Genomic DNA, 13,278 nt, shown 5'->3' with positions numbered 1-13,278 from the left:
ACTGTGATCAAGAACAAACTAGCGAGGAGGAAAAAGTATGGTGATGATGCGTGATGTTTGGGTTAACTGGTTTGAAGGTGAAGAAAACGGCTATAATGTGTGCGAGTTCCATGAGTGGCGAAGTGTAGATCGTGTTGAAGTGTTGGATCAAGTAAAACTAATCCGTGGAAGCAGCGATCTTTTTTCCTATATTGAAAATCAGTTGCTGGATTTACCACAGAACCTGTTAGATGCTGTGCACCAAAAGAGCTATTTAAGAAAGAACATGTCTCGTATTCAGTTAGACTACTGTTTTATCATAACAGATGGCACAAGAATTTTAGCGGTTGATACGATGGGATATAAAACACCGATACGAAAGAGCCGGTTAACGCCAAGGCAGGAACAGCTCGTCTACGATGCACTGAACGATCAAGAAGTTCAATATTTTGAATTATTGGCTCCTTTGCCTGACAAAGACTATCACTTATTGTCATTGAGCCCAAATGATTTACAAGGCTTAACAAGAAGTGAGCGTCAATTAAAACAATTATTGTTTATGGTATTGGATCAACTCTATACTACTGCTTCTGATGCTGAGCTGATTTATTGGTGTACGGAATGGGATCCAAATGCCTATGAACAATTGAAAAATAAGGCACGGGAAGATGTTTGGGCCTACTTATTAGATGGTGTAGGCGCAGGTTGGTCTACTGAACACTATCAGTTGTGCAAGGGGATGGTTAAGGGCCATACGTTTTTTGAAAAACTGTGGGAGCTTGAGCACCCTGAACGAGTAAAGTAAATCTTTTCTAAAGCGTTTTATTTACATCAAATCGGCTTTCTCTTATAATAATAATAAGTAAGAAGGAGGGGAAGTCGGTTGGATACAAACGATATGGCCTATTTAGTCATGCAAATCTTTTCAGTTGTTTTATTAGTCGGTACACTCGGATTGTCATTTTTCGTTGGAAAAGTATTGAAAAAGCAAAACGGCTATTAAACAAAAAAGAAGGGTTCCATAGTCGGAAGCCTTTTTTTCATCATGTTAAAAATGGATAGATAAAAGGATGTGGTGACTTGAAAAATACGCTTTTAGAAGCTATGGATGTCTTTAAAGATGTATTTTTTTATGGCCATCAAATAATTGAAGAAGAACTTTCGCATGAATTTAGGGAGCTTTCTCCTGAACAGCTTGCTGTACTAATTATAATTGATTTAACAGGACCATTAACATCAAAAGAGATTGCAGAATACCAACGGACACATAAAAGCGCAGTATCCAATCGATTGAAAAAATTACAACAAAAAAAGTTAATTCAATTTAAAGAGAGTGACAAAGATAGTCGCTTAAAATATGTTCATTTCTCAGAAGAGGGAAAAGCGAAAATGAAGGCGTACCAAGAAGAGGTACATACTTACTTTACCGCTTTGTTTTCAGATTTTGAGGCACAAGAAGTGGCTCAGTTTTATCAATTAATGAATAAAATTAGGGACAGATTGCGCCAATATAGCTCAGTGAAAATTAGCGAACACAAGCAATCGCTTGATAAATAGATCGATCGACACAGAACGCTTTCAATTAGAGAAGGCGTTTTATTTGTGTTCCAACTATAAAAAACCCCCCACATGATTCATGAGGGGGCAATGACTTATCTTCTTTTTCGTCCAAGGCCCATTGCGTTTTCCGCTTTTTTCAAGGTCTTGTTAGCTAGCTTGGCGGCTTTATCGGCGCCGGCATCAAGAATATCATCCAATTCACTAGAGTTGATTAACTCGTAATAGCGTTTTTGCACGGGTTCTAGCGTGTGAATAACGGCTTCAGCAAGATCCGATTTAAACGGACCGTAGCCGGAGTCACGATAACGCTCTTCAAGTGATGCAATACTTTCGTCTGTACATAATGAAAAGATTGAGAGCAGGTTTGAAACAGCAGGTTTATTTTCTGGATCGAAGCGAATCGTTCCATCTGAATCGGTAACAGCACTCTTTATTTTCTTTTCAATGGTTTTAGGTTCGTCTAGTAAAGAAATATAGCTTTTTGGTTGAGGGTTCGATTTACTCATCTTCTTAGTCGGGTCATTCAATGACATAATACGGGCACCGACTTTAGGAATTTGAACTTCTGGAATTGTAAATACATCGCCATATTTGTTATTAAAGCGTTCTGCTAAGTTGCGAGCAAGCTCTAGATGTTGCTTTTGATCTTCTCCAACAGGAACAATTGTCGTTTGATAAAGCAAAATGTCTGCAGCCATTAAAGGTGGATATGTAAGTAGTGCAGACGAAACCCCCTCTTTTCCTGCTGATTTGTCTTTAAACTGGGTCATTCGTTCAAGTTCACCAATGTAGGATAAACATTGCATCATCCAGCCAAGCTGAGCATGGGCAGGTACTTCTGATTGGATGAATAACGTCGCTTTCGTGGGATCAATCCCTGATGCGAGATAAAGGGCCGCAAGACTTCGTATTTGCTGTCTTAACTTTAACCGCTCTTGTGGGACTGTAATGGCATGTTGGTCTACGATACAAAAATAACTATCATAATCATGTTGCATAGAAGAAAAGTGCTTTAATGCACCTAAATAATTTCCGAGGGTTAAGATACCGCTCGGCTGAATTCCTGAAAATACTGTTTGCATAACGTTCACTCCTGTTCGTCTACTCCTAAATTATCCTAATTCAGTTTATCTATAATTGCAAATGGACCTATTCTGTTTATCTCAGGTTTGTGAAGGATGTCCATTAACGATGCTGACTCTTTTTCTTTCGCAAAATAAAAAGACCGATGTTTAATGCAAGTAAAAGCGAAAACCAAAGTAAAGAAAAAGGTATATCTTGAAAAAAGAAAACAAATAGTAAGAAAGCAAGAACAGCGACGAACTGATACACATGTAATAGGGTCATAAAAAAGCTCCTTAAGGAAAGAGGGATAAAATGAAGCAAGGAAAATGGCTCGGCGTACTTTGGCTAATAGGGCTCCTACTCGTGACATCTACAGCTGAAGCTCGGGAAGAAGGGCCTCACATGAACCAAGTATTGGCACCCTTTAGTGGCTCAACACTAAATGGAAAAACAATCCATTATGAGATTGGTGCATATGATAAAACGGTAATTCATTTTTTTGCGACTTGGTGCTATCCCTGTCAAGAAGAAATGCCTGCTATTGTTAGCTTAAGTGAACAATTAAACCAGCAACCAAAGAGTCAATTTATCCCCATAAATTTAACTAGCTCAGAAAATAGCGTAAAAGCGTTAACCCCATTTTTACAACAATATGAGGCAACATTTGATCCACTCTTAGATAATGACGGATCTTTGCAAAAGGGGTTTCAAATTTTTGGCATACCCACAACGATTGTGATTAATGCCGATGGAACGATTATTCAACGGATAAACGGTCCTATTAATAAAGAAGAGTTTTTATCCATTAGCGAACAATCGTAAAGCTTACTCATTCAAAAGCGCATCAATTTGTACATCAAGGTCTTGAAGAAGGCTACGGGCGCGTTCCATTGTAATTGAACGATAATGGTGATCGCCTCCTGGTTCTTCATCGAGCGTATCCGCTTGAGCAACAATTTGTTGAAGCGGTGTTAAAGATAACTGACTTGGAGGTAAATGTGAATCGGTGTGAAGAAGAATAGCAATGGCAATTTCTTTTGCTTTTTTTGGATGTTCACCAAGTCGAATTAATAGTTTATGGGCACGTTCAGCACCTTTTATGGGATGAATGTCATACGCTTTATAAAGTGAATAGTCCCATTTTCCATTTTTATACCATGTGTAATGACCGATATCATGCAAGAATGCCGCCTTAGTAGCTAAATCAACGTCAACTTTATGATTAATGGCTAAGGCGTACGCGTGATAAGCCACACGAATTGCATGAGCCATACCTGAACGATTAATGTATTTTTGTGTAATATGATGGTCAAAGACTTGAGTTAATGTAACATCTCTCATCTTTTCACTCCTTCCAAGCAATATGCAGTTTTAATTACCTATGCTATAATGGTTTAAAGCGTTTGTAAAGGAGAGGTTTAGTTGGCGGAGACGCATATTTTTACAAAACGAGAAGAAATTGCAAATGCCATTACACATGGTGTTGGTACACTGCTGAGTATCGCTGCCCTAACGTTGCTCATTGTCTATTCGAGCTTGTATGGTACTGCTTGGCATGTTGTGACATTTACCATTTATGGGGCAAGTATGTTGCTCCTATATATTTCCTCAACAATGGTTCATAGCTTTCCACCTGGTAAAGCAAAAGATGTGTTTGAAATAATGGATCATGCAGCCATTTACGTGTTTATTGCAGGGACGTATACGCCTATTGCACTTATTCTAGTAGGTGGCGGCTTAGGATGGACCTTATTTGGAATTGCTTGGGGATTTGCCCTTGGTGGCGTGATCTTTAAGATCTTTTTCGTGAAAAAATTCTTGTTCATATCAACAATGATTTACTTATTAATGGGATGGCTTGCATTGCTTGCAATAGGGCCGATTTTTCATTCACTTTCAACTACGGGTATTTGGTATTTACTCATTGGTGGTATCTTTTACTCAGTTGGTACGATTTTTTATATGTGGAGAGGATTTCCCTATCATCATGCGGTATGGCATTTGTTTGTTATAGCCGGCTCGGTTTTCCATTTCTTTTTAATCCTCCATCATGTGTTACCAGTAGGTTTGTAATGAAGTAATAAAAAACGAAGCGCCATTGACGTATGTGCCATGTCAAATGCGCTTTTTTCTTTTGGGCAAAAGGGCAAGTGGCTGCGACGAATAAAAAGAATTTATTCAAATCGAGAAAAATTGCAAGAAGGTTTACCAATTTCCAATTAGTTGAAAAAAGCGTGTTGGGAAAAAAGGAAGGTTCTTGAAAAAAATTAGATTTTTTTCTGCCTTTTTGATGGCATAAATGAACCAAGGACGTTATACTTTATGTCGAGGAGGCTCGTAATTTGTATATTACGTTAGAGCAGTTATCCACATATTTAGGACTTACTGAATCGTACATAAAAGAACAGCTTCTTTTAGGAAACATTAAAGGTGTTTACGACGGGAATCGATGGCTTTTTAACAAAGAACAATTTGTTCAGCATAAAGATCGGCTAGAACAAAAACGAAAACAGCTTTTAAAAGAGCAGCTAGAGTTAGAAGAAGATTGGGATGCTAAAGATGAAGATTAGCGATTAAAAATAAGGAGTGTAGGTATGAATAACTTTTTAAAACGAACATGTTATACCATCGGTGCAGGGGCACTAGGATCTGCGTTGTTATTAATGGCAACATCAGAAGCAAAGGCAGATTCTGGTATGGCATTGATGCATTCACAAAAAGTAACAAGCGACAGCAAAGCATTTGAAATCCCTTCGTCATCTGCTCGATTTGTCTATCAATCTGGCTATCAATTTGACTATCCTGAGGACGGTGTAAGAGGGATCTTTTTAACAGCTCACTCTGCAGGCGGCTCCAGGTTAAATACACTTGTTGACTTTGTAAATGAGACAGACATTAATTCAATGGTCATCGATATTAAGGATGATACTGGAAACATTACGTACATGCCTGAAGAGGATTCACCATTTTATGATATTGCCAAAAACTATATTGATGATCCAGCGGCAATGATGTCAGTATTAGAAGAGAATGATATTTATCCTATTGCGCGTATTGTTGTGTTTAAAGACTCGGTACTTGCTGACTTAAGGCCTGAGCTTTCTTTTAGAGAAAGCAATGGTCAATTATGGAAAAACCGAAATAATGATGCGTTTGTAAATCCATTCTTAGAAGAAGTGTGGGATTACAATGTAGAAGTCGCAAAAGAAGCTGCGAAAATGGGCTTTAAAGACATTCAGTTTGATTATGTTCGCTTCCCAGAAGGTTTCTTAAGTCGTTCAGACAGCTTAGAGTATGGTTTAGGAAACTATGATGACGGTAATGGGGCTACCGTTGAAAGCCGAATTGATGCAGTTGCAGATTTTGTTGGCTATGCACGAGAAGAATTACAGCCATTTGGTGTAGATGTATCTGTTGATATCTTCGGTGCTGCAGCTCGTGGCTTTGAAGAAAATGTTGGACAAGATTTCGTGAAAATCTCTAGAAATGTTGACGTTATTTCGTCAATGCCGTACCCGAGTCACTGGGGACCATTTTCCATTGGAGATATTGATAAGCCTGATTTGTATCCATATGAAGTTATGGACGAGTATTCTCAGTTAGAAAACGATGTGTTAGCTGAATTAGGTGATGAAAAACCTGTTCAAAGACCTTGGTTGCAAGATTTTACAGCCAGTTATTTAGGGTCTGGGAACTATATAAACTATGGTGTAAATGAAGTTGAAGCACAAATTAAAGCACTTCATGACAATGATATTCATGAATTTTTACTTTGGAATGCAAGTAACACGTATACAGAAGGCGTTAATTACGTGAATCCTTAAACTAAACAAAGAGGTTGTTTAACTGGGTGTAAACCTAGTTGAGCAACTTTTTTTTAGGAACCGCTTATTCATAAGATGGGCTCGTCAGGAAATACTACTAGAGAGTAGGTTTGTAAATGATGAAATGACGGTATAGTAAATAAAAAGGAGGAAATGTGTAATGAAAACTTGGTATGATAAACTTGCAGAGTATTTCCCTATTGAGGAAATGAAATCGGAAGAGCATATGAAGCTTTTGTTAAAGGAAAAAAGCGATATTTATCACAAAGACGAGAGTGATCAACATGTACTAATGTATGTGGAAACAGACGAGTTTGTATTTGTTGATTATCTGTTTGTATCAAGCAATGCGAGAGGGGAAGGTTTAGGGAAAAAATTGTTGGACCAATTGAAAAATAAGAAGAAGCCGATTATACTAGAAGTAGAGCCCGTTGATTACGAAGACACAGATACAAAAAAAAGACAGCGGTTCTATAAGCGAGAAGGCTTTACTCATGCTAAATCAATCGGCTATCGTCGGCGTTCTCTAGCGACGAATGAAGTCAATGAATTAGAGATTCTTTTTTGGTCACCAGAGAACGATGATGAGAATACAATTTATGAACAAATGAAGCACACGTACGAAACGATTCATACGTATAAAGATAAACATTTATATGGAGAATCCTATGAGCCAGTAAATAAAGTATTAACGTATGAGGAAGAAAGCAAACCTGTGAAACCTTCTTGAAAAGGTGGTGTTTGTGTGCAAAAGAAAAAGAAGCAAAAAAATAATAAGAAACGTCGGATTTGGGAAGATTTATTGCGGAAGCGTTTTGGCAAGTTTCGGAAACGTCGTCTACATGACCATCCGTATCCTCAATCAAAAAAATGTAGTGCTTAACGATAGATAGGCAAGCAACGCTCTCTAGAATGACATCTGTCATAATTGGAGAGCGTTGTTCTGTATCTGTCTTTTTTAGGTTAGAACGTAATGTATGTGAAAAATCCCTTTGTAATCATTAAATGCAACAAATGAGGAAAAGAAAACAGGTTTAAATAAAAACAATTCGGGGTAACTATACAAATAGTTGTAGTCTTTCACATACTTTTTGTTTAATCTTTGTATAAGTTTTACGGTTCAACACTATACAACTATTAGACAAAATTGTATAATAAGAATGTGATTAAGTGAACGAATGCAAATAGAAGTCCATTTGATAATGATGTAAAGGAGAGATTCAATAAGATGGTCACACTACTAACATCCCCTAGTTGTACATCTTGTAGAAAAGCAAAAGCATGGTTAGAAGAGCATGATATTCCATTTGAAGAGCGGAATATTTTTGCAGCACCACTCTCTGTAGAAGAAGTAAAACATGTCGTTCGTATGACGGAAGATGGTACAGATGAGATCATTTCAACTCGCTCTAAAGTATTCCAAGAGCTTGATGTTGAATTGGAATCTTTGCCGCTACAAAAATTATTTACCATTATTAGTGATAATCCAGGATTATTACGTAGACCGATTATATTTGACGAAAAGCGCCTTCAAGTAGGTTACAATGATGCGGAAATTCGTCGCTTCTTGCCACGAAAAGTTCGTACGTTCCAACTTCAAGAAGCACAACGTCTTGTGAATTAATGACCTTCTGTTGGATACAGAAGGTTTTTTCTTGACTTTTTTCTTTCAATAAGAGAAAATTATTAATCAATAATCTCGCCGAAAGCATGCAGATTCATTTCATTTTTTTCTGATCTATCATACAATAGAAATAGAGGATCTGCTCACTTCTTGAGTGTGACAACCATAATCCGTTAGGAGGGGGAGCGAGAATGGAGATTGAACGCGTAAACGATACAACAATTCGATTTTTTATTACCTATAAAGATATTGAGGAACGTGGTTTCGAGCGTGAAGAGATCTGGTATAATCGTGAACGAGGAGAAGAACTCTTTTATGACATGATGAATGAAGCAAGTGATCGTGATGATTTTGAGCTTGATGGGCCTCTATGGATTCAAGTCCATGCACACGATAAAGGCTTAGAAATTCTCGTGACACGTGGCCAAATCTCTGATGGAAATATGAAGCTTGAGATTCCTGTTAAAGAAGAAGATGTTGAGGAAGAAAACACGGAGCTAGACGAATTAAATAAGCAAGTGGACTCACAGTACGACCAACTTGAGATTATTATTGGTTTCAGAGAATTCGAAGATGTTATTTCTCTGAGTCAATCCGTTCAGCCTGAGTTTTTGACAAATAGCTTGTATCATTACGAAGGTCGTTACTATTTGCATATCCACTTTAATAACGATCATTATACAGAAGATGAACAAGATAACTTATTAAGTCGTATGTTAGAGTTTGGATATGAATCAGAATTGACGATCCATAGGCTAAAAGAGTATGGAAAAGAAATTGCTGTTACAAATGCATTAAGTGTTATTAAGCAAGCGTTTTAATAAGGAGCGTCCGTTGACGTTCCTTTTTTTCGTGATGGAAGAAGGATTAATGAGACGATAGCGAGAATGTGTCTTATTAAGAAAGAAAGGAGAGATGGTTTGTACACTGCGAAAAATCAAAACGACGCGCAAGTCCACATTCACAATTCGCAATCAAAACAATACTGGTTAAAAAAAAGACGAGAAGAGACGTTCTTTTGTCAAAGTTGTAAGCAAGAAGTTGTCGTACGACTAGGAAAGAAACGTCGTTGGCACTTTGCTCATCGCAAATTAACTGCGTGCAAAGGGAGCTCAACGAACGAATCGCTACTTCACCAACAAGGAAAGGAACTACTCCACGCTTTCTTCTTACACACCTTCCCAAAAACGTCACTGGAACATTACTTACCCCAAACAAAACAACGACCAGATATTCACATCCAAGCTGGCAATACAAGTATTGCGATTGAATATCAGTGTTCTGCTATAAGTGCTGAAGATATGATTTCGCGTAACGATGCCTACCGTTCATTAAATATTGTGCCTGTATGGGTACTCGGTGCACAGCGATTAAAGCGAAAACGAGCTGCTCAATTTCTTCTTCATGAATTTGAATTTTACGCCATCTATCTATACAACCACCGTCGATACCTCTATTATTTTGACCCCCTATGTAACTTGTTTTGCTTTTTATCAAATTTGTTTAGTCTTCATGGCAACGTCGTGCTTGCTAGTTGTGATTATATCAAATTGAATCAATTAACGCCGCAGCGCTTATTCTCACCTCCTTGGCGATCCGCGATCTCTTTAAACGATGAATATGTACGATACCGTAAAAAAGCAGCTACACAAATGATGCTTCAATATCCCTTCCTCCTTCCTTATTACCAACAAATGCGTTTAGATCGAATACCTCCGTTGATTGGATGGTCATTACCCGTGCAATTATATGTGACAGCTCCCCCTCATGTATGGCAAACCTTTTTCGTTTTTGATATTTTAGAACAGTTTCCCCTTCATAAACCGTTCTCCTATACAACTATAAACCAACGATTGACTGCCCTAGTTCAACGATTTCAATGGGGGCTGCGAGCCCAATGTACCTACAGTAGTGTTGTTCCCAAATTAGTCACACAATACATGGATCTTCTCATTTCCTTCCGTTATTTGGAAAAATCAGCTGTTTCGTCCCTCGTATATAAACGAGTCTATTCGGCAAAAGAAACGATTGAAAGTGAAACGGTTCTTGTGCAAAAATGGTCAGAAGTAAATAAAAAGCAAGAGGCGTATTTGTCGTGATGGTACGATCTATTATGGAACAGTCGTGCTATTGTTCAAAATACTTGTTATAATGAAAAAACATATAGAAGGAGGTAGGCGGAATGGCAGAAGAAACAGTGTTAAGACGAGAAGAAATTCCGAAAGAGTCAACTTGGGATTTGGAGTCCATTTATAGTACACCTGAAGAATGGGAACACGCTTGTATGAAGTTGCGTGAAAAAGTTGAGGATTTCCAAAAGTATAAAGGGAAAGTGGTCTCTTCAGCAAACATATTGTTTCAAGTTTTAGAAGGGTATTATGATTTGGAGGTAGAGGCTACAAAGATCTTGGTTTATGCTCGTCATAGTAGTGATGTAGACACGACCAACTCTGTTTTACAAGAGCGCAGTGAAAAAGGATCACAGCTCTATGTAAATTTTAATGATAAGACCGCCTTTTTGCAACCAGAGATCTTGCAAATGAATGAGTCGGACTTAGCCCACTTTTTACAATCGTATGAGCCGTTACAAAAGTACAAGCAATATGTTGCTTTCATCCATCATCGAAAAGACCATATTTTATCGGAGAAGGAAGAAGCGTTATTATCCCGCTTGCAAGAACCGTTTGCAGCATCTAGAAAAACCTATTCATTGCTAACAAATGCTGATATTACGTTTAAGACGGTTAAAGACGAAAAGGGAGAAGACATTACTGTAACGCCTGGAAGATTTATAACGCTTATGGCGCAACCGGATCGTTTTGTCCGAAAGCGAGTATATGAGTCTTACTATGCTACTTATGAGCAATTTAGCCATACAATCGCTTCAATTTTAAGTGGAGAGGTAAAAGCAAAGCAGTTTGAAGCAACGATGAGAGGCTATGATTCAGCAAGAGCAGCAGCCCTTGATGAAAATTACATCTCAGAACGTGTGTATGACCAGCTAGTTGAAACGGTTGGAAAGAGTTTGCCGCTTTTACACCGCTATATGCGCCTTAGAAAACGCTTGTTAAAACTTGAACATTTACATATGTACGATCTATACACGCCCATTGTACAAGATGTTCAACTGCCTTTTACCTATGAGGAAGCGAAAGAAACGATGCTCTCATCCCTTGCGCCTCTTGGAGAAGAGTATGTGTCCATTGTTCAAAAAGGTCTAAATGAACGTTGGGTCGATTTGTATGAAAATAAAGGGAAAGATAGTGGTGCCTATAGTGGAGGGAGCTACGGAACGAAACCGTTCATTTTAATGAATTGGCAGGACACGCATACGAGTTTGTCGACTCTCACACATGAATTTGGGCATAGTGTTCATAGCTATTACACGAGAGAAAATCAGCCTCCTGTGTATGGACGCTACACCATTTTTCTGGCTGAAGTAGCATCAACCTTAAATGAGCTGTTGTTACACGATTATTTAATAAAAAAAGAAACAAATAAACAAAAGAAGATTTACTTACTAAATCAATTATTAGATGGGATGAGAACAACTGTTTTTCGTCAAACAATGTTTGCAGAATTTGAGCATTTCCTTCATAGTCAAAATGAAAAAGGTCAGGCGATTACAAAAGACGTACTAGCAAAAGCTTATAAAGAGTTAAATGAAAAGTATTATGGGCCAGATGTGATTACAGATGACGCCATCGCCTATGAGTGGGCACGAATACCTCATTTCTTTATGAACTACTACGTGTATCAGTATGCAACCGGTTATAGTGCTGCTGTCGCTTTATCAGATGCCATTCATGAAGAAGGAAAGCCTGCAGCTGACCGATTCATCACGTTTTTACAATCAGGTATGACAGATTTTCCTATTGAGCTTCTGAAAGAAGCGGGTGTTGATATGACAGCAAAAGAACCTGTACAAGTGACGATGAAGCGCTTTGAAGAAACATTAGATGAGCTTGAGAGAATGCTTGCTGAATAATAGTTAACCCCGAGATCGATAGCCTTTAAACCGGTTTTTCTTTTGATTCGGTCGAAAGAGAAAGTAGCTGGCACCAAATAATAACGGTGTTGCAATCCAAATGGGAAATAAATGCAACAAACTCATCAAGTAAAGGCCAAATGCAACAAACAATAGCACTAAACGAAGGAAAAACATGCTTTTTTTCATTGGTTAAACGCTCCTTTGTTAAACGAGATAGCGAAGGATCATAAAGAAAAACTTGCATTCTACTTTCATTATACGTTAAGATAGATTTTGCATGTCACATTCTCTTTGCAATATAAAAAAGCTACGTATCTAGTCAAAGATACGTAGCTTTTCTTATGCAATCCATTTCCAAAAAGTGCCATATTTAAACGGGACCGCTTCTACTTTTTGCTGGAGCATTAACGATTTTAATGAACGCTCTACTTCTTCAGGCGATTTATCAAGAACAGTAGCAATTTCTGAGGTTGCTAAAAATCCATAATGACAAAGGAACGCCTCCAAGTTTGGATGGGATGCGCGCTCAGGAGTAAAACCTAACATGTCTTCCAATAGCTGTACGTAAATGTGATAAGGGTAATGACCAGAAATTTTTATACCGGCTTCTTCAGAGTTGCCGTTAAAAAACACGAGACTCGGTACAGACTCAACATCCATTTCTGACGTTGTCTGAATATCACATTGCAACGCTTTTGTAGCAGTCGCAGAATGCAGGTCATCTAAAAAGACATCTACATCTAGTCCAGCTTCTCTAGAACATTGCTTTAAAATGGCTTCATCTGTCACGTTACATTTTCGGAGAAACAACGCTTCCCGTAGTTTTCTTAAGAAACGTAAACCAGCACGAGGTCCTTGAAGTTCGGCTGCTTTAACCGCAATGTACGCGTTATATGGATTGATATCCATTTTGTTTAGTTCAACTTTACCTGCACAACACATCGTAGGATCAAGTTGTGTTTCTTGTTTGCTTTTCTTTTTTAAAGAGCGGTTAAAAGCGTTCCAATACGATAATTTCCCTGCTAAAAGAATTCGTACTTTAAAGTAATGACCATATTCAATCTGAAACTTTTTTATAATCGGCTCAATGGTCCAACAATCATGGCAAAGTGGATCAATGAAGAAATAAATTTCAATCGGCTTTTTTAGTGGCAATTGCTCACGTGAGTCGGAGATGCCACAAATACCCATTTCTTGATTACACTCTTCGAAAGAATGACGTTTAAGGTTCATGG

Annotated in this window: 16 protein-coding genes; 11 read left to right on the top strand and 5 right to left on the bottom strand. The window is 38.0% G+C overall.

The features are described 5' to 3' along the window. Positions 1-37: 37 nt before the first annotated feature. Together PQ477_RS00705 and PQ477_RS00700 are read left to right on the top strand one after the other, a co-directional pair. The gene (locus PQ477_RS00705; protein WP_035397076.1) at positions 38-784 is read left to right on the top strand and encodes a YjbA family protein; all 747 of its coding nucleotides are present in this window, start codon (positions 38-40) and stop codon (positions 782-784) included. A 275-nt stretch (positions 785-1,059) separates the two neighbouring features. Next, complete coding sequence (locus tag PQ477_RS00700; protein WP_035397075.1) at positions 1,060-1,536, top strand: MarR family winged helix-turn-helix transcriptional regulator; 477 nt, start codon at positions 1,060-1,062, stop codon at positions 1,534-1,536. Between the two features lie 95 nt (positions 1,537-1,631). Here the strand turns inward: PQ477_RS00700 and trpS are convergent, their stop codons facing one another. Then, complete coding sequence (gene trpS / locus PQ477_RS00695) at positions 1,632-2,621, bottom strand: tryptophan--tRNA ligase (protein WP_144559278.1); 990 nt, start codon at positions 2,619-2,621, stop codon at positions 1,632-1,634. A 103-nt stretch (positions 2,622-2,724) separates the two neighbouring features. After that, positions 2,725-2,886: a hypothetical protein gene (locus tag PQ477_RS00690; protein ID WP_274272820.1), complete on the bottom strand. Its 162-nt coding sequence runs from the start codon at positions 2,884-2,886 to the stop codon at positions 2,725-2,727. A gap of 30 nt (positions 2,887-2,916) precedes the next feature. Between PQ477_RS00690 and PQ477_RS00685 the strand changes: the two genes are divergently transcribed. Further along, positions 2,917-3,426 carry a TlpA disulfide reductase family protein gene (locus tag PQ477_RS00685; RefSeq protein ID WP_052008183.1) on the top strand — a complete coding sequence of 170 codons (510 nt, stop codon included), beginning with the start codon at positions 2,917-2,919 and terminating at the stop codon, positions 3,424-3,426. Positions 3,427-3,429: 3 nt separating this feature from the next. Here PQ477_RS00685 and PQ477_RS00680 read toward each other — a convergent pair whose 3' ends face one another. After that, positions 3,430-3,945: an HD domain-containing protein gene (locus tag PQ477_RS00680; protein WP_035397074.1), complete on the bottom strand. Its 516-nt coding sequence runs from the start codon at positions 3,943-3,945 to the stop codon at positions 3,430-3,432. An 81-nt stretch (positions 3,946-4,026) separates the two neighbouring features. Here PQ477_RS00680 and trhA point away from each other — a divergent pair, with 81 nt between their 5' ends. The 8 genes from trhA to pepF all read left to right on the top strand — a co-directional run bounded on the left by trhA (position 4,027) and on the right by pepF (position 12,040). Continuing rightward, positions 4,027-4,677 carry a PAQR family membrane homeostasis protein TrhA gene (trhA, locus tag PQ477_RS00675; protein WP_274272819.1) on the top strand — a complete coding sequence of 217 codons (651 nt, stop codon included), beginning with the start codon at positions 4,027-4,029 and terminating at the stop codon, positions 4,675-4,677. 269 nt (positions 4,678-4,946) lie between these two features. After that, entirely contained in the window at positions 4,947-5,174 is a 228-nt protein-coding gene (locus PQ477_RS00670; protein WP_035397070.1) for a MerR family transcriptional regulator, read from the top strand. Positions 5,175-5,198: 24 nt separating this feature from the next. Beyond that, positions 5,199-6,428: a putative glycoside hydrolase gene (locus tag PQ477_RS00665; protein WP_274272818.1), complete on the top strand. Its 1,230-nt coding sequence runs from the start codon at positions 5,199-5,201 to the stop codon at positions 6,426-6,428. Between the two features lie 160 nt (positions 6,429-6,588). Beyond that, entirely contained in the window at positions 6,589-7,158 is a 570-nt protein-coding gene (locus PQ477_RS00660; RefSeq protein WP_274272817.1) for a GNAT family N-acetyltransferase, read from the top strand. A 498-nt stretch (positions 7,159-7,656) separates the two neighbouring features. Then, on the top strand, positions 7,657-8,052 hold the full coding sequence (gene spxA, locus PQ477_RS00655) for a transcriptional regulator SpxA (RefSeq protein ID WP_035397066.1): 396 nt from the start codon (positions 7,657-7,659) through the stop codon (positions 8,050-8,052). Between the two features lie 191 nt (positions 8,053-8,243). Then, the gene (gene mecA, locus PQ477_RS00650) at positions 8,244-8,873 is read left to right on the top strand and encodes an adaptor protein MecA (RefSeq protein WP_035397065.1); all 630 of its coding nucleotides are present in this window, start codon (positions 8,244-8,246) and stop codon (positions 8,871-8,873) included. Between the two features lie 99 nt (positions 8,874-8,972). Then, positions 8,973-10,151, top strand: a complete 1,179-nt coding sequence (locus PQ477_RS00645) for a competence protein CoiA (RefSeq protein WP_274272816.1) — start codon at positions 8,973-8,975, stop codon at positions 10,149-10,151. 83 nt (positions 10,152-10,234) lie between these two features. Further along, complete coding sequence (gene pepF, locus PQ477_RS00640; protein ID WP_274272815.1) at positions 10,235-12,040, top strand: oligoendopeptidase F; 1,806 nt, start codon at positions 10,235-10,237, stop codon at positions 12,038-12,040. Positions 12,041-12,043: 3 nt separating this feature from the next. On the opposite strand, the gene PQ477_RS00635 is transcribed toward pepF, so the two are convergent. Both PQ477_RS00635 and PQ477_RS00630 read right to left on the bottom strand, forming a co-directional pair. Then, on the bottom strand, positions 12,044-12,229 hold the full coding sequence (locus PQ477_RS00635) for a hypothetical protein (protein WP_035397063.1): 186 nt from the start codon (positions 12,227-12,229) through the stop codon (positions 12,044-12,046). A 153-nt stretch (positions 12,230-12,382) separates the two neighbouring features. Beyond that, a complete protein-coding gene (locus PQ477_RS00630) occupies positions 12,383-13,276 on the bottom strand; it encodes a ClpXP adapter SpxH family protein (protein WP_144559274.1) in 894 nt (297 codons plus the stop codon). Positions 13,277-13,278: the final 2 nt, after the last annotated feature.

The organism is Shouchella hunanensis (genome assembly GCF_028735875.1).
In the GTDB taxonomy this organism is placed as follows: Bacteria; Bacillota; Bacilli; order Bacillales; family Bacillaceae_D; genus Shouchella; species Shouchella hunanensis.
This window is presented reverse-complemented; position numbering and strand designations above follow the sequence as displayed.